This window comes from Pseudoxanthomonas sp. P4_B2 (assembly GCF_056402315.1).
The window spans coordinates 52451-75426 of sequence record NZ_JBFUHQ010000007.1; the positions used below are offsets into that span (position 1 = coordinate 52451).

At 59.9% G+C, this 22976-nt stretch carries 12 protein-coding genes and 1 pseudogene; 3 read left to right on the forward strand and 10 right to left on the reverse strand.

Features of this window, described 5'->3' with window-relative positions; genetic code table 11:
- Nucleotides 1–296: 296 nt before the first annotated feature.
- The 4 genes from AC1DTQ_RS16275 to AC1DTQ_RS16290 all read right to left on the reverse strand — a co-directional run bounded on the left by AC1DTQ_RS16275 (nucleotide 297) and on the right by AC1DTQ_RS16290 (nucleotide 5516).
- Nucleotides 297–2045 carry a M4 family metallopeptidase gene (locus AC1DTQ_RS16275; protein WP_477850911.1) on the reverse strand — a complete coding sequence of 583 codons (1749 nt, stop codon included), beginning with the start codon at nucleotides 2043–2045 and terminating at the stop codon, nucleotides 297–299.
- Nucleotides 2046–2080: 35 nt separating this feature from the next.
- Nucleotides 2081–3691 carry an amidohydrolase family protein gene (locus AC1DTQ_RS16280; RefSeq protein ID WP_477850912.1) on the reverse strand — a complete coding sequence of 537 codons (1611 nt, stop codon included), beginning with the start codon at nucleotides 3689–3691 and terminating at the stop codon, nucleotides 2081–2083.
- Nucleotides 3692–3698: 7 nt separating this feature from the next.
- Nucleotides 3699–4472, reverse strand: a complete 774-nt coding sequence (locus tag AC1DTQ_RS16285) for a uracil-DNA glycosylase family protein (protein WP_477850913.1) — start codon at nucleotides 4470–4472, stop codon at nucleotides 3699–3701.
- 825 nt (nucleotides 4473–5297) lie between these two features.
- On the reverse strand, nucleotides 5298–5516 hold the full coding sequence (locus AC1DTQ_RS16290) for a carbon storage regulator (RefSeq protein WP_477850914.1): 219 nt from the start codon (nucleotides 5514–5516) through the stop codon (nucleotides 5298–5300).
- Between the two features lie 147 nt (nucleotides 5517–5663).
- Between AC1DTQ_RS16290 and AC1DTQ_RS16295 the strand changes: the two are divergent.
- Nucleotides 5664–5910 (forward strand): annotated as a pseudogene (locus AC1DTQ_RS16295) (sorbosone dehydrogenase family protein); the annotation flags it as partial.
- A 329-nt stretch (nucleotides 5911–6239) separates the two neighbouring features.
- Here the strand turns inward: AC1DTQ_RS16295 and AC1DTQ_RS16300 are convergent.
- The 6 genes from AC1DTQ_RS16300 to AC1DTQ_RS16325 form a co-directional block, all read right to left on the reverse strand.
- Nucleotides 6240–7541, reverse strand: a complete 1302-nt coding sequence (locus tag AC1DTQ_RS16300; protein ID WP_477850915.1) for an IS3 family transposase — start codon at nucleotides 7539–7541, stop codon at nucleotides 6240–6242.
- Nucleotides 7542–7682: 141 nt separating this feature from the next.
- Nucleotides 7683–9593 (reverse strand): carboxypeptidase-like regulatory domain-containing protein, encoded by a 1911-nt coding sequence (locus AC1DTQ_RS16305; protein ID WP_477850916.1) that lies wholly within the window; start codon nucleotides 9591–9593, stop codon nucleotides 7683–7685.
- 56 nt (nucleotides 9594–9649) lie between these two features.
- Nucleotides 9650–10447: a fimbrial biogenesis chaperone gene (locus AC1DTQ_RS16310; protein ID WP_477850918.1), complete on the reverse strand. Its 798-nt coding sequence runs from the start codon at nucleotides 10445–10447 to the stop codon at nucleotides 9650–9652.
- Entirely contained in the window at nucleotides 10447–10911 is a 465-nt protein-coding gene (locus tag AC1DTQ_RS16315) for a hypothetical protein (RefSeq protein ID WP_477850919.1), read from the reverse strand. The genes AC1DTQ_RS16310 and AC1DTQ_RS16315 overlap by 1 nt, the downstream gene beginning before the upstream one ends.
- A gap of 2 nt (nucleotides 10912–10913) precedes the next feature.
- The gene (locus AC1DTQ_RS16320; protein ID WP_477850921.1) at nucleotides 10914–11546 is read right to left on the reverse strand and encodes a hypothetical protein; all 633 of its coding nucleotides are present in this window, start codon (nucleotides 11544–11546) and stop codon (nucleotides 10914–10916) included.
- A 71-nt stretch (nucleotides 11547–11617) separates the two neighbouring features.
- Nucleotides 11618–12241 carry a hypothetical protein gene (locus AC1DTQ_RS16325; RefSeq protein WP_477850923.1) on the reverse strand — a complete coding sequence of 208 codons (624 nt, stop codon included), beginning with the start codon at nucleotides 12239–12241 and terminating at the stop codon, nucleotides 11618–11620.
- A 632-nt stretch (nucleotides 12242–12873) separates the two neighbouring features.
- On the opposite strand from AC1DTQ_RS16325, the gene AC1DTQ_RS16330 reads away from it, so the two are divergent.
- Nucleotides 12874–13953, forward strand: coding sequence for an IS3 family transposase (locus AC1DTQ_RS16330; protein WP_477850924.1), 1080 nt, complete (start codon nucleotides 12874–12876; stop codon nucleotides 13951–13953).
- Between the two features lie 1294 nt (nucleotides 13954–15247).
- A complete protein-coding gene (locus tag AC1DTQ_RS16335) occupies nucleotides 15248–22969 on the forward strand; it encodes a DUF7507 domain-containing protein (RefSeq protein ID WP_477850925.1) in 7722 nt (2573 codons plus the stop codon).
- The last annotated feature ends 7 nt before the right edge of the window (nucleotides 22970–22976 follow it).

The window sequence follows — 22976 nt, forward strand, 5'->3', positions numbered from 1 at the left end:
GAACCAGCTTTCAGGGTCGCGAACATAGCAATAGAGGTAGCGTCGCGTCTCGATTCTCTGGTGGCAACGCCGCATGCTGAGCGCGAGTGTTGGGCCCCAGCTTGTCTGCGCTGAATCTGAACAAAGCGAAGTTGATAACGCTCGGATGCCCGTCGCCTTAATCTAGCGATGCGAGTGGCTCCAATCGACCAGAATCGGTGGTAAATCTCAGGAATCGGATGGCCGCTTCTGGCCGATAGCGGTCACCGCCAGCGGGTTGGGCGTATGCCTGCTGGCGACCCATGCTAGTTAGCGAACTAGCTGATTCCGACAGCCGTGTAAGCCTGTTCAACTGCGACGACCTTCAGTTTCAAAGTGGCTGGAGAATCTTTACGGAATATAGAGTGCGTTGCAGCGACCAGAGCGCGCCTACTGTCAGAAAAATCAGAGGTACGCGACAAATGTACGGTTAAGGCGACGAAAAACATTGCAGCCACCTGCTCTACAGTGAACAGAAGCTTCGCTCCTTTCTTTGCGGTCAAGATTTTGTAGGCAGCGAAGTTGTGGATCCCACTGTTGTCATGAACGTGTCCATAATCATTACGCTCGTATGTATAGGGCGGACTAGATGTGCGATAGTCCCGCATATGCTTGGGCTGTTCGAATTCTGGCGGATCCGAGAAGCTGCGCAGAAAGGTGCCAGGCCCATTGAAGTCACGCCCGATTTCCCAAGTCCACTTATTAATCGGCTTGCCGTAGTTGGCTATGATCACCCCGAAGATGTCCGAGTACGATTCGTTTAGAGCGCCAGCTTGGGTCTGATATTCCAAGCGTGAGGTCACTTCGGTCACACCATGAAATAGCTCGTGTGCCACTACATCGAGCATTGAGGCCACTGAGAGCATAGTGCCGTCTGGAAACACGACCTGACCGTATACCATCTGCTCGCCATTCCAGTAGGCGTTGCGCCATTCCCGGTCGACATCCTTGCCGTCCGCACGATCCCAGCAATTGACAGTCGATATTATTTCTCCACCCTGGTTGTCGATGTTGTTGCGCTTGAGCACATCACGTAGAAAATGGACGATCTGTGTAACGTTGGCATGTGCACCAATGGCTTCCGATGGCCAGGCTTTGGGCGGACTCGTATAGAGCGTGCCAGGCAGTTTGTCGAACTCAACAGTAGGATCACGGAAGCGGAATCCGTAGGTGCTGACGTTTAGTGCCTTGTCATGGAGCTTGCGTTTACTTCCCGCCTTTTCCACGACGATGCTGCGTGAGCGGCCGAGGGCATCGACGACAGTTTCCTGCACAGCTGCCATGGTAGGAACGCGCGGCAGGGCGGCCAAGAGCTTTCCGGTGAGCGCATCGACCACATAGTCCTTCAGGCTCGCATCACCGCTGCGCTGTGCCGCCTTAGATTTTCCTTGCTTCACATTCTCCACAATGTAGGCAAGTTTCCATTTTTTGCTTTTCTGATCGAAGTAGTAGTTGAGCCGCGGTGTCTGCTGCAGCTTTCCAAGCGGGCTCCCTGCAGCCTTAGCGGCGATAGCCAAGGCTTCGGCGGGAGCGACCTTGGCCACGTTGCCCACTGCCTCAGGTTTACCCAGGGAAGAATTGATAGCGAGGCACTCGTTGTCGCTCCCCAACTCCACCACGACAAGGGAGCCGTACACAGGAATCTTGTTGAGATACTGGCGGAACTTGACCAACGTCGTTTCCGTCAGGGGACTCACCTCGGTCCCAAGGCTCTTGAAGTCGCTGGGTGCGCCGTCGGTAACCGGGCGTGAGAACCGGCGTACCTCGTTGCTTTCGAGTGCTTGATCCAGATAGCTCTTGGCGGCCGTTTCGGGATCGATCCTGCCAACCTGGAGGGCAGGGCCGGAGAATTGGCGCAACGCACTTCGAGTCTTGGGCAGGGCAGCGAACTTGACCTGGCTTCCGGCTGCCGACATGTCCAGGGAAAAGCCACTCAACCCATTTGCGGATTCAACAGCCTGCTTCTTCTTGGAGACAGCAGCTGCCGTGCGCGCCGTTGCCCCTTTGGATGGCTTAGTGGTACTCATAGCGCTGAATCCTCCAACAGTAGTTAATCCGGGTCTTATTTGTACAGATTACGAAGTGCGGTCATGAAGGTTGGAGGCAGGTTCGGCTGCACCTCTAGACGCTTGAGAAAACTGCGGTCGTCCACCACCGTCAAGGGATCCAGCGCCAATGGCTTGAGCAGTTTGGACAGGGGAATAGCGGCTGCTGAACGGTTCACCATTCTCGATATCTTTCTAGGGGCATCGGGCTCACTGTTAAAGCGCGTACGGATCGACATCCCCGCAGGCTCTTCGTGTTCAAGCTCCAAGAACCATTGCGGCTTTGCCTTGGCAGCCGCACGTCGGATGCGCGTGGGATGTTCCAACGCATGCGCCAATGCCGGCAGATTTTTCATGCCTGACCGCAAGCGATCAACGGCCTGCCGTAAACTCAGTCGAGAGGCCGAGGTCAGGGTCTCAGGGATCCGCAGGTCGATGCGGCGGCGCAGTCCGCCCACGGTCCAGTCTTCTAACGGACCTTCCTCGGGCATAATCCGGCGTAAGCCGTAACGCCTTACTCCGTCGATCATGACAAGGCTAATGTCGGTTTCCTTGGCTTTGATCAACTGCAGGTACGGATCGCCGTTGTCCCCACGCAGTACGATCAGGTCAGCGCGTTTGCCTGCTTCCAGAGAGCCGAGGCCTTGATCCCATTTGAGCATCTTGGCTGCATTACGCGTAGCCATGGCCACGATGTCCTTGGCAGAGAATGGTTTCCCATTCTGCTGGCTATATGCATAGGCGGCCTTGAGCTCACCCAGCAAACTCTTGCTGCCGCTTGGGGACCAGTCCGAGCCCAAACCGATGGTGACTCCTTCTGCCTTGGCCGCAACAATATCGGCCGTCTTGCCGTAGAGCAGCAGATTGCTGAGCGGCGACCAGACCATGGATCCGCCATGCGCTGCCAGGAGCTTGAAGTCGCTGCGTTGCAGCGCCACGCAATGGATGCCGACCAGAGCGTCGGTGATGGCCACTTGGCCATCAGGCAGGCTGAGCGTTCGGAAATGGTTGCGTGCACGTTCGTCGGTGCCCTCGCTCAGGTGCAATAGCAAGCAGCTGCACCTCTTTAAATGGGTAAGAAACTGACTCGCCGATTTGGCTTCGACGTCCCCAATGCGAGCCTTGGCTGCAGGCAGGTCCGGACCATCTGAGATTTCCACATTGCGCAGTAGCCCGTGGTAGTAACGCCGGATACCGGTATTGCTGAACAATGCAATGCCCTGTGAAGTAGTGACACCACCCAAAAGGCTTTTGCATTCAGCAAAACGTGCAATAGCCTCCGGGTAGCCGGCTGTTTGGCCCAGCACGTTCATAGGGCCGCTGATCAGAAGTCGATAGTCCGCATGTCCACCCCAGTCATCTCGATTGGTGTACTGCTTGGGCACTTTCCACAGGGCTAACGCGTCGTAACTCAGATGATTGTGCAGATCCATCAACCCTGGGTACAACGTGCCGCCGGTATTGAGCACGCTGACATTCTCGAACCCAGCAGGGGGAGCTGCATTGGCCTTGCCGATAGCCTCGATCTTGTTTCCCTTGAGATAGACAGTGGCGTTCCTTAGAACGTGATCGCCTGCGTCCATGGTGACGACGCGGCCCCTCAAAGCAAGTTTCGCTACCGTAGCCATGTCGCGCTCACAACGCTGGTGCCGTCCAGATCAGCGTGTGTCGATCATCGGGCTGCGGGCGTTTCGCGCTCGTGCGGCGTGGCGGCTGTTGCGCACGGCCCCAGGCATCATTGCCGAGGAAAGCCGGTGCGCCATAGGGCAGGTCACGTCGAGGGATGGGCATGTAGTCGCTTTCGCGGAACGCTTGCCCGTAGTTGGGCAGACCCGCGGCAGCATCAGCGTCCGGGGTGGCCAGACCACGCAGTTGCACGACCGCCGCGCGCCAGCGCGTAAGTAGCTCGAGTTCGTCATGACTGCTCGGGTGAGGAATCACCACCACCGGCGTGGTCCCTTTACCCGGCCAGAGATCGATGGCCTTACGTGCTTGAACCCCGAAGGCAACAATGGCTTGCAATGCAGGGGTATGCGCTAGATCAAACAGCTTGTTGCGCCACGCCAGTTGGGCCGGGTCACTGAGAATGGCGTCTCCCAGATCGGCCTGCGAAGGAAATAGCGCGTAGGAGAATGCGTTGAGGCACAGGTAGGAACGCGTAAGTCCGATTTTGGCAAGGAAACCCTGGACCCGCTGCCCCGCATCTCCCACCAGCGTACGACCCGCTATGCGCTCAGTGGCTCCAGGGTCCGAGGCCACGCAGATCACACGGGCACTGCCATCCAGGCGGCCACGATAGAAGACCGGACCCCAGTCGTACCAGAAATGCTGTTTCAGCGGCCCATAGTCAGGGCAAGCAGCGAAGACCTTGGCGAACGCCTGTGGTGGTCCCTTGTCATGCTCGATCATCGTGCCTCTCCTGGCGTCGATCCATCAGGTGCTACAACCCATGCAGGTCCCAGACCCGCTGTGCTTGTGCGACAGACCTACCACCTAACGACAGGAACCGACGCATACGGACACGTGCTGGACGAATCAGGTCGCCTGAAGCAACCGCCAGAGAAGTAATGCAGGCAGGGAATGGAGTTCGGCTACCAAAAAGGCAGACGTAACTACTACGCACCTACTCAAGCGCCTCATCGACGGGAATCTAAAGTCCACTTCTGTCCGAAAACGGCCTCGTCAAGGCTGTGAAATATTTACGTAGCTCGGCCAGAATGCTTGTCGAGGAATGGTTCTATAGCCATCCTGAACAACGAGCCTGTCGTCATCACGCCCTGGTAAATGCCAATGCTCTCGGGTTGGCGTGGCTAGTCGCCACTGGGCGCATTCCGATACCACCATGGGCTGTCTCGGCCCACAAATTGCTGGAGCCATAACAAGGTAACAAGTCTATGCAAATGTGGGTAATGAACGAGCAAGTTTCAACTTGGAGCGTACTTGAAAAGAACTCCGTCGCCGCATCGTAGCTCAGTGCAAATCGTCCAAACCCCTAAGGGTGATCTTGAGGCCATTCCCAGTAATGGGGACAGAAAGCTGTTCGCGGTATATCGGACCAGGGTCGAATCAGATTGAGCGGGCCGGGTTCGCCCATTGAGTCGAAGCAGATCACCAAGCACTGCCATTGGGTGCCGCAAGTCTTCCCTGATCCGGCTTGTCGGCCACCTTCTCCCGCTAGCGGGAGAAGAGTTCACTCCACAACGTGGTAACAGGGTTTCCGTTACATCGCATGCTTCAATCAGAGTCGATGGCTACCCGCCCATCGGTCCGCTCTACGGCAGTCGGCTTGGCGCGCTGTATGCGGTCATAAATTTCGGAGCGGTGGACCGGCACGGCGCTCGGTGCGGCGATCCCGAGGCGCACTTCGCCATGTGATTTGAAGGGGAGAACAGTAATGGTTATTTCGTCTCCGATCTTTATCGTCTGGCCTACTTGGCGGGAAAGATTGAGCATCGATGTTCCTTCATCGTGAAGTTGTCAGGGCAGGAGATTACGCCTCCAACCGTACTACTGCACCTTAAGTGCCAGCAGCAGGCGAGCACCGCCGCTGTCGTGACCGTCCAGCCCATAAATCGTTCGCCCGCGATAGGCGTTGGCGCCGGCGCCTTCATCGGACAGCACGGTTCCTGGAACCGGCGTCCGTTCAGCGGCTACAAGGTCATCTTCGTGCCCTTCGGCGCCGGCCGGTTCTCCGGTGGACGTGCTGACCGGCTTCCTATCCGAAGATGGCAAGGCGCGCGGCCGCCCTGTTGGCGTGGTGCAGGATCGGCGCGGCGCCCTGCTGGTGGCCGACGACGTTGGCTACGTGAACTGGCGCGTCACGGGCGCGACTCGCTCGCCCGGATAGCTCAGGCCATTTCAAGTGCTGTGGGCGCTCAGCCCCGGCTGCGACGCTTGAACGGATGGCCGCACGGCGGCTAGCCACAACACTGTTGCAGGGGCTGCTGGAGGTGCTTAAGCGAGACGAGGCCGGTCGCATCTTTGAACTCTCCGTAGCGCCTGACGCGTCGCATGAGTTGCCTTCCGGATGACTGAAGTGAACTGAGTTGGATCCGAATTGAGTAATAAGCGGACCCAAAGAGCAATGTCCGCACGTGGCCGATAGCGGTCGCTCTTTCTTCTGCGTAATGGCGTCGAGCCAATGCTCGCTTCGACCCAAAGCAGTCATTGGCCTGGTCAATGCAAACGATTGACGGCTGCGAAGGCTGCTGGTGTTACCCAACCTAAGCTCTGGTGGGGGCGAATATGGTTGTACTCATATCGAAAGTCCTCCGCAACCTGATGGAAGTGCTCCAACGAGGTGAACTTGTTCCATCGGAAAAGATCTGACCGCATTGTTAGGTTAAAGCGCTCTATATAGCCGTTCTGGTAAAACTTAAATGGGGCTGTGTGTTTGATGGCGATGCCCTTGGAACTGGCCCAAGCAGCCAGAGCCTTGCCAGTAAACTCCGGACCGTTGTCGCAGCGAATCTGGGCTGGCACTCCACGTCTAGCGACGAGCTCGTTGAGCTGCTCGGCTACTAACAACGAACTAGTGCCGAAACCGCCCTTGATCAAAAGACACTCTCGGCTGAAATCATCCAGCACATTGAGGGTATGTGCAGCCGCATTGTTGATCAACCGAAAGTGCATGAAGTCCATAGACCATGTCGCGTTTTCATGTGATGCGATATCGAGATGACGCGGTTTGCTGCGGTCCGCGCGTTTCGAGTTACGCCTGTACAGCTGAAGCCCCGCCTCGATATAGAGCTTCTGTGCCCGCTTCGCGCCACACAGCTTGCCCTTGAGGATACTGTGATACATGAGCTTAAAACCGTGGCTGGGATTGCAGGCAAGATATTCCTTCATGACCCTGAGGACGACGGTGTTGTCTCGCTCATATTTAACGAGGTCCATCATCGAGTTGCCGATGCAGAGCATGCGCTTTGCTTGATGAGTGGATACGAGATTCGCCGACTGCAACTGCCCCAGCAGTTGTATCCGTCTGTAGAGTGGTAGATGAATGGCGCGCATAAGCAGCTTCCAAGCCCTACGCTCACCCTCATAACGCGTTGCTTCCCGCCGAAGTTGCTCAAGCTCTATATTGGCTTCCATGGCGCGCTGGATTTCTTCCAGAGAAAAGCCTCGATACAGAGTCTTCCACTTTGAAACACTCGGACTGCTGCATCCGACATCGTGCGCTATCGTCATTTGGCACATGCCATTCTCAACGGCTTGGACTACCGCAAACACTTGGTCGGCTGTATATACTCGATTTGCCACGCTAGCACCCGCGTTAAACCGGTCCACCTGTCCCGCGGCCGATGGGGTCCGCGCAGCCATCGTTATATGGTTCGTCACCACAAGGCGGTAGGGCCGGACGGACCTCTTCCCGCATGGCCCGATGATCATACCCTCCCGTGATACCACCTCAGAATAGGCCGCTGGAAAGGACCGCTGCGCGTACCTATGGCGTTGTGCCCCAAGCCAATCCTGCATCGGGGTATGCGGTTTGCCGCTTGAGGCGATCGGTGCCTTTCGGAAATATTCCGGAGCAAAAGCCTTATCCGAGCTGCGATCTGAATAGGGAGAGATCGTGCTTCGATAGAACGGGCATCAGAAAGGATTAGGCCAGAATGGTCATCGTTGACGTCCTGCGGCAACGTCCAGGCGCGTGGTTTGCCTGACCCGAATCTCGATAGTCTGTTGCGCAGCGCTCTCCTCCACGAACCAGGGAAGCGGCAGGTTGTCTGGCAGCACGGTGATCCGATGGGAACCTACTGCAACTCGTGGAAATTCGTACTGACCGTTACTGTCGGTTCTCACCGAATAGCGACCATCAAGAACGACGGTGATGTTGGCAGCCGGTTGTTCCGACGCGGCGCGTACACCGTCGTTGTTGTCGTCCAGGAACACAGATCCCACGATGCCGCCCACGGCGGTACCTGGTGCACCACCCAGGACTGCCATGGATCGTCCGGCTTGCCGTTCATAGCGCAGGGTCAGAAAGACCGAGCGATCACGAGGGAGGGAGATAAATGGCGTATCGGTGACCAAAGGATCCAAGATGAAGGGAGACCGTTGCGATCCCTGACTCTGGTAGAACGCTGCGGCCAGTGACCACCTTGGACGGATGCGCCAGTTGACGCCCAGGTTCAAATCCAGACCGCGCAGTGCACTCGGACCATTCCCATAAGTCCAGCGAGCCGTTCCGTCGATGGATATCGTGTCGGTCAGATCTCGACCACCATAGAACGCGGTGGTGGTCGTAGCCGTCGGCGACTCACCGAAATAACTCAATTCGCCATAGGCCAACGAGGCCGAGAGGCGAGTGCCTTCGCGCATCGGAAATGCCTGATCAACGCTGGCCAGCCAGCTGTCGCCGCCTTGATTTCCACCTTCAGCACGGTCGAGTTGGAGGCGCGTCTGACCCCAATGCGTGGTCTTATCTGCGAAGAGTTGTATGGCATACGTATTCTCGGACGTATGCCGGATGCTGAGACTGCCACCGTAACCGAACGTACTACTGGCCTGATACCGCATAAAGCCCGTGCCGTATTGACCATCGAATCCGTCGCCGCTTATTGATCGGATATCGTCAATCCCCGCATTCCAGGACCAGCGTGCGAACTGATAGGCGATACGATAGTACCCGCCGCGAATGTCGTTGTTGATCGGCAACGCGCCCCACGCTAACTCGGGATCCAACGAGAAAGCGCCATAGTTGTGACGATAGCGTCCCCGGCGTGCACTGGCATCGATCCATATGCCCTGCGCTGCGCCGTGCTCGGTGTCGCTTCCCAGAACATTCAATTGCACGGCGTCGCGTTGCCCTTCCCATTGCGTCGCCAGGTGCACCGCTTGGGTTTGATCGTCGACCAACACCGCTTCGCCCCGATCATCGGGAGTAATACGGCCGTGGGTACGCAGGTACGACGCTGCGCCGGTCCAGCCAGGCGCCCAGCGCCACTGGCTGCCGAACGAGGCGACATAACCATCAGCCAGATCGAACCCGACGACCCGCGTACCGTTGTAGAGGCCGGCACGTCCGGCTGCGCCATAGACGACGGTACCGTGCTCATCCTGAGTCCACTGGGTACTTACGCCTGCAAAGGGCACGGTCGGCAGGAAGAATCGATATTGGTTGCGCTGCAGATCCAGCGAGGGCGTGTTGATGACGCCTAGCCCATTATCCAAGCGCCCACCGCCGTCCACGAAGAGGTTGCGTTGCCATAACGTCGCCGCTCCACCCCAGCCACCGTCGCGCTCGAAGCGCTCGCGATTACTGTGGAATAGCGTAGCGTCGAGCGAGAAGCTGCCCCAGGCGGGTGTTTCCCAAAAACCGCCACCCGATATCCCTTGCTCGCCAAACGAGTCGTCGCCACGTTCGGTCTGCGCCACATTCAGTTCGAGGCGAACCGAGCGTGGCAGCCCGGTGGTGTCTTCTGGCTCCTCATCGTCGGGCGGCAAGGGCGCCAGCGATTGCGGGGCGATGATTCGATCGCGATAAGTCGTTTGTGGATCGGGCTCGGCCGCGCTGGTCGAGGCCATGATCACGGACGCGATAAGGATGACGAGCGCTCGCCGTGCTGGCTCGCGATGCCGCGTCATTGAGAGATGACGGTGTCGATGTCGAGGCGTTGCGCGCCCCACTCCAACCGGCCCTTCAAATTCAACGGATAGGCAATCACCGCGGCCGCTGTATCCGGATCATCCCCCTCAGGGGTCAGCGCGATGGCACGCGACTCTGTAGGCAGCACGGGCAGACCGGAAGGCGAAAAGGCGAACTTGCGACCACTGGCATCGACGCCTTCAATGAAACCGGCAAGTCGACCGTGTGCATTGCCCGTGTTGCGTACCTGTAGGACAGGCACAAGCCGTCCGTCAATGGTGTCGGCTTTTGTGCCGACCACCGTAAGTTGGGCGGCCGCATCGCCAATCGTGAGATAGACGATGATGCCGATCCGACCCGATACCGGGGGAGCGGCGCCGTTGGCCACCTGCTCCGGATCGCCTTCCAGCATGATCGCAAAGCGGCACTCACTGCTAGGGGCGTCCGGTGGCACTACCACCTCGAACCGATAACGGCGCTTGCCGTTCGCCGCGACAGTGATTTCCGGCGCCTCGATACCGACCCAGGGCCGACAGCTGTCAGGGGCCAGCGTTTCGGAGAAAACCGCTGCGCCTTTGTCGTCCAAACTCCAATCGGCTGTCTTTAACGTGTAGTGCGCTGCGCTGCCCGAGACATTGGATATCTCCACCACGTTGCGATAAGTGGTTCCGGCCTTGGCCGTGTCCTCGAAACGAGGGGGCGATACGAGCGCTGAAAATCCCTGCGCCATGCCGTTCGCGGTGCACAGCAGACTCAACACAAGGACGCTAGCCTGCAGAAGATGACGGCACATCAGGGGCTCTCCACATCGATCTCGAATGAAAAATTCAGTTGTTCCACGCGCATCAAACGCTGACCATCTGCCTGGATAACCAGGCGCATCGTGTCTTCATACAAAGCTGCAGGCATCACGCCGGCATAGACCAGCGTGCGTTCGCCAGCGCGCAGGGTGCCCGGCAGTAGGCGCCCTTGCGTGGTCCAGGTTGCGGTCACCGGGCCGGTGGGTTGCGCGGGCAGCGTCATGTAGACGCGCCCGGTTCGACCTTGCCAGGGGGACAAATTGAGACGAACCAATACCGTGATCGCGCCCGAAACCGTGGCGCGTTGGCCTCTTTGCGGCGCGACCGAATCCCATTTCATCTGCAAGGTATTGCCCGGCACTTGGCTGGCACTGTCGTCGACACGATGCGTCGTGGTCGCCGCTGCCGTTGTAATGGTGAAAAGCCCTAATCCCAAGACTAAGAACGCCGCATGCACTCTCATGGCGCGCTCAACGTGTATATGACGCGGCCGCTATAGGTGCCTGCCGCGACGATGGCATCGTTGCCATAACTGAAGGTATGGCAGCTCTCGCGCCACGTGTTCACCGGAAAACTGGCCAAGGTCTGGGTGCCGCCGGTAAAAGTGCCCGCAAGGATCGGCTGCGCCGTCGTCCCGTCACCATTGCCGCTACTGGTCCAACTGATCTGCGAGAACGGAATGGTGTCGCCGGCGGTGCTCACCAGGTTAGCGGGCGCGACCGCAGTCAGTGTCGCCGTACCGGTGGAGCCAGGAAGCCGATAGAAGCCGCCCACATAGATTTCGTTGGGCACATTGCAAAATGCAAAGTTGTCGTAGTTGCTGACGCCAGTGGAAGCATTTGTCGTCATGAGCTGGTTGGCGCCGTTGCCCAATACAGCAGCTGGCACCGATACCGATACCAGATTAATTGCGCCGCCCGAGCCGGGGACGCCGCCGGTGGAATAGTTGCCCGTGAACACACCGTTGCCCACACGCAGATACACCGCACGCGTTCCCGGTGCGATGTTGACGATAAAGGCATGGGCTGTATCGCACGCGCAAAGCACAAGCAACACGAACAGCCACGGTAGGCCGCGGGCAAGCGTAGACATCGGAGCGTCCCTTTCTGACGAAACACCCCGCAAGGCTCATGAGAGACCTTGCGGGGTCGAGCTGTGCTCGGTTAGGGCATTGACGCGGTGTAGGTCACACGGCTGTTATTGGTGTTCACACCACCGTAGGTGCCCGGGGCGATCACATTGTTGTTTGCGTAGGCAAACGTCCAACGGGCGTCACGATTGATGACCTTGCCGGTCGTGGGAGTCAGGGACACGGTGGTGGTAGCACCGTCGGCCAACGTCGGGTGCGGCAGCGGTACAGCCGAGGTCAGTGGTAACACCGTCGCGGCGATTTCGCTATAGCTGATCGTATCGCCAGCAGCACCGTTACTCAGCGCACCCGGCGTGGTCGAGGTGAAGGTAATGTTGCCGTTGTTACCGATGACGCGGGCCGTGACTGCGCCGGTGCCCAGGTCGCCGGAGGCGGCTGTGGCGGCAATCGGCGTTCCATTGCCCATCGTGGCAGCCGGGACGGTGAAAGCGATCTGATTAATGGTCGTGGTGGTTGCAAAATCAGTACCGGTACCAACACGCAGGTATAGAATCTTTGGTGCCGTCACCTGAAAGTCCAGACGTGCGCTGGCGGTGATTGGCGTACCCGTGCCGGGGGTGGTGAAGGTCGATTCAGCATTGGCCAGCATCGGAACGGCAGCCAGCAGTGCGGCAGCCAAAAGGGTTTTGGAGGTCATGCGCATGGAGTTTTAGAGTCCGGTCGGTGGTGGGATGGCAGGCATAGAGCGAAAGCCGTGGTGTCACGGCCCGAGGTGGTAGAGCAGAAAGCGTGCCAACCGTGGAGCCGGTCCCTTTTTATTGTGAGTAAATCGAGAAATTACTTGTGATTTGCTCTATATTCCTTGCCGAGCTAGCTAGCACGGCTGGATGGTAAGGCACTTTATGACGCCTTACGTCACACTTTTATGTGATTAAGTGTGAGTTCTTGTCGTAATGTGATGGTTGTCACATTATTCGGTGCAAAAGGGTCTTTCGCGTCCTCAAATGGATCGTTCGAGACTGGCAATCAGGTGCTGGTTCAGTGCCGCGGACCAGCCGTTTATCCGTCACCGGCTGGTGCAGTCGCACAATCTCTGTCGTTCCCAAGTACCAGCATGTCAGCCGGCTGAGCTGACCTTGGATGTTGTGTGACGTGTGAGTTCGACCATGGTCGCGGATCTCAGAATCTGAACATCCCGGGGCGATAATACTTCCCCTCCATTCGCCGAATGGCGAGCTAATGCCGAGCGATGACAAGCCTTGCGATGACGGCGAGTCTGTAACTCCGTTCGAGGTTACAGGCGGGCTGACCTGAAAATGAGGAGGTGTTGTGGCAAACCGACTCTATACAGCAAAGCAAATCCACGCTGCCGTACAGGCGGTGGATGAAGGAATACCTGCAGTTACCGTAGCTGCGCGTATCAAATGCCACCCAGGCAGTGTCCGGGGGTGGAGGCGCAAATACGGCGGACTTTCGCTTAGTGAGGTGCAACAGGCCATGGCTGCCAGCGCGGAGCTGGAGCAGCTCAGGCGGAAAACAACACGTTTTGAAGCGGAGCGGGTTGCATGGAAGCTGATTATGCGTGGGCTGGCGCCTCCTCTGTCACGCCGCATAGAGCTGTTCGGCCAATTGCAGGCCGCCGGGCTGGTATCGATTAATCAGGCCAAGACGATGCTTTGCATGGCCAGCCCGTGTGTCTCGTTGGTCAAATACGAAAGAGACGACACCGTAATTCTTCGGATCATGAAAGAACACTTTGGAGCGTTTCCCGGCCACGGCTTCGAAACGATGTTCCACCAGGTACTCGCGGGAAAAGTCTGCGGCATCGTGAGAGCGCAGCGGATCTATGCTGGCGCCGGCCTGCAGTTGTATCGCCGAAACGCGAGGCGTCCTAAGGGGAAATATCGGCTTGCAGTAGCGCCTCATTCCAATTCCACTTGGTCTATCGATTTCATGCACTTTCGTTTGGTTAGCGGCGCGCCAGCGCGTACGCTCAATGTTCTCGACGACTTCAGCCGCGAATGTCTTCTGATCAAGGGAGGTTTCGGCACTAGCGCGTCGCTTGTCGCAGAGCAACTTGCCGAACTAGTTGGAAGGCGCGGTTTGCCGAGCACGATACGTTGCGACAATGGCCCTGAGTTTACTGGGCGTGCTTTCCTGCAGTGGGCAGCTGCTGCTGGGATCACAATCGAGCATATCGCCCCATATAGAGCCTATCAGAATGCCTACATAGAACGCTTCAACCGAACTGTGCGCAACAATCTGATCCAGTGGAACAGCTTCACCTCATTGGAGGATTTCGACAGAGTGGCTGAAGACTTTAGATATCATTACAACCATTGTCGACCGCACGAGAGCTTAGGGTGGACGACGCCTGCCGGCTATGCCGCTGCAAACGCCCATTGCTAGCCTCTCTTCAGATCATCGAACGGAGCAGTCAATGCTCACGCGTTCTCAGAAGTGGTTTTACTTCCTTGCATATGTAGACGCTCGACTTCTCTGTCATTGGATTATCCCAAGTAAGTATGTAGTGGGAGCCTCTGTGCTGGTCCGCCCAATTCCGAAAGCTGCGTATCAATTCATTTTTGGTGGGCGCATTGCCTGAGCGGCGTACGAATTCATCCCAAGACATATGTTGAAGCCACCAGCCGTGCCGTACAGGCCGCCAGCCGACTTTGAGACGTTCTACCCAAGAGAAATCGGACATGGGAGCCCCGTCTTAGCGCATATTCTGGACGAGCGGTGAAGAGAAACTAGAGTCCGGCTAAAGCCGACGCGCGACACTGCCTCTCTCTGCGAACCCGGCCATGAGCCGTGGCGCTGATATATCGCGACGCTTGATCCTGGAGCAATACTTGATCCTGGAGCAATAAGAGGGGCGTGAGGCACACATTCCCCCTTTGATAGTTGGCTCTCATAAGGCGTTCGGCCGTCACTTTCTAAGGCGGCAGAACGGTCCGATGCAGGCCGGATAGGTCCCCTATTAGTAGGTGGAGGCCTCGGGATTCGATCTCTCTCCTTCGTTTATATGCAGCATCGACGCCCATGTGAACGCTCCGCAGGGCGCACGCAAATAAATAGGTGAGTGCAGGCTTTCCGATTGTCGGCTAAATAGTACCGATTGTCTGCTATTGCTTATGCAGATAACAAGATTATTTCCCCTGCAGCCGATCGGGGAATTGGCCCCTCTGAGAGGCCAGAGCCTTGCCTGGTAACGTTTTCACGACCACGGCCGCATTTGCTTTCAGGACAGCACGGCCCCGCCGCAGCCCGGAATTCTGACGCTGAGCGTCACTTTTCATTTGTGCGGCAGTTAACGAGAAATATGTGACGCCGTTAACATTGACGCCGCGCAGCCTTTTGCTCGCGCCGCGCCGGACTGGTGATGCCTCGCATTGCTAGTCAGGCATTGGTGGCATCAGCAAGAACGGTAGCGCTTGGGGTTGATCGTCGGGGGCAGGTCACTTCGGTGCCAGTAGCTCGTGATCAGAACACATTGAATTAGGGGATTCACGTGACTGATACGTCTCGCTGCAGAGCGCGGGCTTTCCTGCGCTTGTTCACTTTGTGCCTTTTTGCCCTCGCTAACACCCTTCTCGGCAATTCGGCATGGGCGCAGACCGTTTCCAATACGGCGACGCTCACGGTGCCAACGGGTTTCAGTTGCCCCGATGCAGCTACCAATCCAACCTGCGTTCGTAGCGTGAGCGATACCGACGATGTGGTGGCGCCGCTGATCAACGTTGCCAAGTCCGCTGTTGGAGTGTCAGGTCCGAGCGTTCTGGGCGTTTACACGGTCTCCTACACGATCACGGTGACCAATTCCGGCGCCGCGGCTGGCACTTATGGAGCATTGACCGATACCCCGATTTTTCCCGCCAACACCAACATCACCGGCATCGCCTGGACCACTTCCGGTGCGGGCGCTCCAGCCGGCGGTTCGTCGACGATCGACGGCCCTAACCAGCTGACCGGAACCGACATAGCGATCGGTGCGGGCGTCACCCATACCTTCAACGTCAGCATTACCTACGTCTACACCAACGCTTCGGCCCCCACGACTTGCGCAGCGACTCCCACACCGGGTAGCGGTCTTTACAACAATGCATCGCTGCCTGCCGGGCAGGAGACGGTGACGACGGACAACGCCACGTGCGTGAATCCGCCCAGCGTGCCCGCAGCCTCGCTGACTATCGACAAGACCGCTGGCACTCCTTCCGGCAGCAGCGCGGGCAGCACCATCGCCTACACCTTCGTGGTCACCAACACTGGCGCGGTGACGTTGAATGGAATTGCGGTGGTCGATACGCAGCTGGATGCGCCGGCTACCTGCGGCAGCACCACGCTGACTCCGTCCGCGCCCGGCAACACAACCACCTGCACCGGCGTCCACACCATCACTGCCGGGGAAGCTGCCACCAGATCGGTGAGCAACAGTGCGACCGCTACCGGTTCGACCAGCGGCGGAATCGTAGTGACCAGCCCGCCCGACGCCACGCTCACCACGCTGGTGGCCAGCGTCAACTTCTGCGCCGTCGATTCGGTCTTCAACGTCACCCAGACGACCGCTGGACTGGGCGAGTTCTACCGCTACACCGTCGGCAGCGGTACGCCTGACGTCCTAGTGCCCGAGCTGACCTTGCCCGTCGCGCCCAACCTCAATGGGCTGATGGTGGATCCGGTAAATAGGCGCCTGCTGTTCGTCAGCTACAGCGCTGGTCAGTCGACGCTGTATGCGTACGATTCCGCCAACGGCGGCTGGTACGTCGCTGCCGGTCCGATCACTACGCCCGATTTCCCGCGTGCTGGCATGACCCAGGCGGGCGTGGGCTATCTGGTGGCTGGCAATGGCAACAATCCCGCGGTCTGGCGAGTAACGCCCTCGGGCACCTTCAGCTACTCGCTGACTTCGTACGGCATCCTGACCTACGATTTCGACCCCACCAATGCCAGCTCGGGCGATATAGCTTTCGACAACGCAGGCAATGGCTGGCTGACCGCTGGCGTGGATCTTTACAGGGTCAACTTCAGTACGTCCTCGGTGCAGGCAACCCGGCAGCAGCGTCCGTTGCTCAACGGTGCTCCCAGCACCCTGCAATGGGCGGGTGTGGCTTACGGCAACGACGGTCTGCTGTATGTCGCGACCAACACCGCGCCCAGCAGGTATTTCCGCATCGATCTGGGCACCGGCACGCTGACGCAAGTAGCGGCCACCGCGGCTAATCAGGCCCGTGATCTTGCTTCATGTTCTTTCCCCGCAGCCCCCACACCAGCACAACTGCAGGTCGAAAAGACCCTGGCCCAGGTGAATGGTTCGGCCTACGTGGCAGGTGCGGCGGTTGCCGCGGGCGACACGCTTACCTATCAAATCGAAGTGACGCATGTCGGCGGCAGCCTCGCCGCGACTCTGTTCGCGGGCGATGTGGTCGAAACCCTGCCTGCCAACACGACTGCCGTAGTTGCGGGCAACAGCTTCACCTGTGCCGCGAGCAACTGCACCAACACCAATGCGGTGAACATTCCGGTAGGCGGCAACACCACGCTGAACTTCGTGGTGCAAGTCGTTGCTCCATTCCCGACCGGCGCTACGGCTTCCATCGTCAACGCGGTGACTGTGGATGGGGTGAACTGCGCGGCAGTCGGCAATGACTGCAACGAAACCACGCCAGTGGGGTTGCCCGCCTGGACGGTGGTCAAGTCGAGCACGGACACGACGTATGCGGCCGTGGGCGACATGCTCGACTACAGCTATCTGGTCAGCAATACCGGCAACGTTTCGATCAGCGCGATCGCCATCGCCGACGACCGCACCACCAATGAAAGCTGCCCGGCAGCGACCTTGGCGGCCGGCGCGAGCATGACTTGTACCGCGACCTACACCGTCACCCAGGCGGATCTGGATGCCGGCAGCGTTACCAACAACGTGACGATGACCGGCACGCCGACCACCGGCACGCTGCCGCCCGCCATTGATGACCTGACCATCAATGCGACTGCGAACCCGTCGTGGACGGTGGTCAAGTCCAGCGCCGACACCACCTTCGCTGCAGTCGGCGACGTGTTGGACTACAGCTACCTGGTGAGCAACACCGGCAACGTGGCGATCAACGCGATTGTCATCGCCGACGACCGCACCACCAACGAAAGCTGCCCGGCCGCCACGCTCGCGGCAGGCGCCAGCATGACCTGCACCGCGACCTATACCGTCACCCAGGCCGACCTGGATGCCGGCAGCGTCACCAACAACGTGACGATGACCGGCACGCCCACTGGAGGCACGCTGCCTCCTGCCATCGACGATCTGACCATCAACGCCACGGCGAACCCCTCGTGGACAGTGGTGAAGTCGAGCGTGGACACGACTTTCGCTGCAGTAGGCGATGTGCTCGATTACAGCTATTTGGTGACCAACACCGGCAACGTGGCGATCAGTGCGATTGCCATCGCCGATGACCGCACCAGCGATGAAACTTGTCCCGCAACATCGCTAGCGCCCGGCGCGGGCATGACCTGCACCGCGACCTACACTGTCACTCAGGCCGACCTGGATGCAGGTAGCGTCACCAACAACGTCAGCATGACCGGCACGCCCACCGGCGGCACGCTGCCTCCCGCGATCGACGATCTAACCATCAACGCGACGGCCACACCAGCCTGGAACGTGGCGAAGTCGAGCGTCGACACGACCTACTCGGCCGTGGGCAACGTACTCGACTACGCCTACCTGGTTACGAACACCGGCAACGTATCGATCAGCGCCATCGTCATCGCCGACGACCGCACTACCAATGAAGCTTGTCCGGCAACGACGCTGGCCGCCGGTGCGAGCATGACTTGCACCGCGACCTACACGGTCACACAAGCTGATCTTGATGCGGGCAGTGTCACCAACACGGTGACCATGACGGGCACACCCAGCAGTGGCACCTTGCCGCCGGCCGTCGACGATTTGACCATCAATGCCACGGCGAATCCCGTGTGGACGGTGGTGAAGTCGAGCACCGACACGTCTTACTCGGCTGTGGGGGACGTGCTGGATTATTCGTACCTGGTGACCAATACCGGCAACGTGTTGATCAACGCGATTGTCATCGCTGACGACCGCACCACCAACGAGAGCTGCCCGGCCGCGACGTTAGCCGCTGGTGCGAGCATGACCTGCACGGCGACCTACACCGTCACCCAGGCCGACCTGGACGCGGGCAGCGTTACCAACACCGTGACCATGACCGGCACGCCGAGCACCGGTACGCTGCCACCTGCCATCGATGACCTGACCATCAATGCGACTGCGAACCCGTCGTGGACGGTGGTGAAGTCCAGCGTCGACACCACCTTCGCGGCAGTCGGCGACGTGCTCGACTACAGCTACCTGGTGAGCAACACCGGCAACGTGGCGATCAACGCGATTGTCATCGCCGACGACCGCACCACCAATGAAAGCTGCCCTGCAGTGACATTGGCGGCCGGCGCGAGCATGACCTGTACGGCGACCTACACCATCACCCAGGCCGACCTGGATGCGGGCAGTGTCACCAACAATGTGACGATGACAGGCACGCCGAGCGGCGGCTCCTTGCCGCCGGCCATCGACGATCTGACCATCAATGCGACCGCCGCACCTTCGCTGAGCCTGTTGAAGACCGCCGGCGCGCTCTCGGGCAATAGCGCTGGCAGCACCATCGCCTACATCTTCGCGGTGACCAACACAGGCAACGTGACGCTAACCGGCATCGCCGTGGTTGATGCGCTGTTGGATGCACCCGCGGTCTGCAACGTCACCACGCTGGTTCCGGGCGCGGTCGCCAATTGCACTGGCACGCACACCATCACCCAGGCTGAAGTCAATGCCGGCGTGGTGGACAACACCGCCATCGCCAACGGCACGCCGCCATCGGGTCCGTCAGTGCCCAGCGCTACGTCGAGCACGAGTACGCCGATTGCCGCCGCACCTGCCTTGACCATCGACAAGACCGCTGGCGCGCCCTCGGGCAACATTGCGGGCAGCACCATCGCCTACAGCTTTGTGGTGACCAACACCGGCAACGTGAGCCTCACCGGCATCGCTGTGGTCGACGCGTTGCTGGATGCCGCTGCCACCTGCGACACGACCACCCTGCTGCCGGGCGCCATCGCCACCTGCACGGGTACGCACACCATCACTCAGGCTGAAGTGAATGCCGGCACGGCGAACAACAGCGCCATTGCCACCGGCTCGCCGCCGGCCGGTGGAACCACCAGCAGTCCGCCCGACACCACCCAGACGCTGATCGCCGCCGATCCGTCGTTGACCGTACTCAAGACCGCCGGCGCGCCTTCAGGCAACATCGCCGGCAGCACGATCGGCTACACCTTCGTGGCGACCAACACCGGCAATGTCACTCTCAGCGGCATCGTGATCGACGATGCATTGCTGGATGCGCCGGCGGTATGCGACGTAACCACGTTGCTGCCCGGTGCCATCGCCACCTGCACCGGCACGCACACGATCACCCAGGCCGAAGTGGCCGCTGGTGTGGTGAACAACACCGCGACCGCCACCGGTACTCCGCCGTCGGGTCCGGCCGTGCCCAGCAATTCGTCCACCACAAGCACCCCGTTGCTGGCGATCACCGTTTCCAAGATTTCCAATCCGGCCAGCGGCGAAACCGTGCAGCCGGGCGACACCATCGGCTACACGCTGGCGGTGGTCGTGGCTAACGCCGCCACCACCTCGGTGCTGACGTTGACCGACACCATGACCGGCGATCAGACGCTCACCGGTCCTCTTCCGGCAAATTGCGCAAGCGGTGCTGGTGGACTGGTGTGCACCTTGGCGGCCAACACGCAGCCGGGCAACTACAGCTTCACCTACACCACCACGGTGGACGCCGATGCGACCGGCAGGCTGGGCAACAACGTGGTGCCCACCGGCACCGACAACCCCAGCTGCACCAGCTGCAGCACCGAGCATCCGGTTGCCGCCTCGGTGGTGACCGTGGCCAAGACCTCCAACCCCGCATCGGGTACGGAAGTGGCGCCTGGCGACATCGTGGCCTACACGCTCACCGTGACCGTGGCCAACTCCATCACCACCGGCGCAGTGACCCTGACCGACACGATCAGCGGCGATCAGACGCTTACCGGGGCATTGCCCGCCGGTTGCGCGGCGAGCGCAGGCGGACTGGTGTGCACGCTGGCGGCCGGCGTGTTGCCGGGAAGCTACAGCTTCTCGTACTCCACACTTGTTGCCGCAGATGCGACCGGCACCCTCGGCAATGTGGTGGTGCCCAGCGGCGACGACGGCCCGACCTGCGTCAGCTGCAGCACCAGCCACCGGGTCGTGGCGACCGCGATCACCGTGTCCAAGACGTCCAATCCGGCGTCTGGCACTTCGGTGTCGGCCGGCGACACGCTGGCCTATACGCTGACGGTGACCGTGGCCAATTCGGTCACCACCGATACGGTGACTTTGACCGACACGATCAGCGGCGACCAGACCCTCTCTGGCGGGTTGCCGGCGGGTTGCGCGGCCAGCGCGAACGGCCTGCTGTGCACGCTGCCGGCTGGCACGCTGCCCGGTACCTACACCTTTGCGTACACCACCCTGGTCGATACCGATGCGACCGGCACGGTCGGCAATGTCGTGGTGCCCACCGGCGGCGATTCGCCGACTTGCGCGCTGGCCTGCAGCACCGAACATCCGGTGTTGTCCGACTACCAGTTGCGCGTCCTCAAGACCGTCGCCGTGCGCGAAGTGAAGATCGGCGATCTGGTGCGCTACACCCTGAGCATCGAGAACGTCGGCAACGGCAGGCTGATCAACGGCAGCATCGTGGATACGCCGCCGCTGGGTTTCAGCTACGAGGAAGGTTCGCTGAGCGTGGTCGACGGCGACAACCAGGCCACCGCAGTGGGCCAGAGTCCCTTGCGCTTCGAAGGCCTGGATATCGAACCCGGCCAGACCGCCACGCTGATGTATGCGATGCGCGTAGGCGCGGGCGTACGCCCAGGCGTGCAACGCAACCAGGCGCAGGCCTTTACCCAGACCGGTTCGGCGATCTCCAACAGCAGCACCGCTGCGGTCACCCTGGTGGCCGACGCGCTGGTCGACGACAGCCTGTTGATCGGTACGGTGTTCGACGATCGCGACGGCGACACGTGGCAGGACAGCGCAGCCCTGAGCGATGTGCGAGTGCAGGGCGGCTTTGCGCCCGATGCCTACGTTGCCAACTCAACCACAGTGGATCGTGGCATGGGTGCGCAACCGGAGGCCGATGCCAGTTCGCCGCTGCTGCATGGCATCGACGTCGGCGCTATCAGCGCGCGCCAGTCGATAGCCGATCCGGTCGAACACCACCAGATCGTGATTCGTCAGCGTCTGAATCAGCCGACTTTCACCAACGACTTCGTGCTGACCAGCGCGCAGGGCGTCAATGTGCGCATGGACGCCGCCGGCAACACCACGGTGGAGACGAGCGGCGAAGCGGCCAAGGGCCTCAATGCGGCCGAACCCAAGGTGGAGCGTCGCGTCGCGCAGGGCGAGGGCGGTTACGTGGTGGATTACGTGATCAGCAACCTCGGCATCGACGAGCGTGGTATTCCGGGCGTGCGTATCGCCTCGGTGGAAGGCTTGCTGATCGAGACCGACCAGTACGGTCGCTATCACCTGGAAGGCATCGCCGGCGGTGATAGCGGCCGCGGCCGAAACTTCATCCTCAAGGTGGATCCGTCGACGCTGCCCGTTGGCACGGTGTTCACCACCGACAATCCGCTGGTCCGTCGCATCACTCCCGGACTTCCGGTGCGTTTCGATTTCGGCGTCAAGCTGCCGGTCGAAGAAGTGCAGGGTGGCGAGCAGCAGGTGGAGCTGGAGCTTGGCGAAGTCATCTTCGCTCCGGGCGGCGCCAAGCTGCGCGACGAGTACCTGCCGGTGATCGAACGGATCGCCGCCAAGGTGATCGAGTATCGCGGCGGCGAAGTGTTGATCAGCGCCAATGGCGATACAGAAAGCCTGGCCTTCGATCGCGCCACGGCGGTGAAGAGCGCACTGATGAGCCACGTGCCCGCCGATATCGCCAAGGCATTGACGGTAAGCGTGCGCACCGAACTGGACGATCCGTCATCCCTGATCGTCGGCATTGCCGAAGGCGGCCCGCTGCTGGGCACGGTGCTGTTCGATACCGACAAATCGACGATCAAACCGCAGTTCCTGCCGATCCTGGACAAGGTGGCCGCCTATCTCGACGAGAAAGGAGGAGGAGCGATAGCGATCGTCGGCCATGCCGATCCCCGCGGTTCCGACGCCTACAACGTGGCGCTGGGTATGCGTCGCGCCAAGGCGGTCTACGAAGCGGTCGCGACCAAATTGAGTCCTTCAGTGCGCGCCAAAGTGCGTGTCGAGTCCAGTAACGACCCGGCAGCCCCTGCCGGTACCGGCAAGTAAGGGGGCT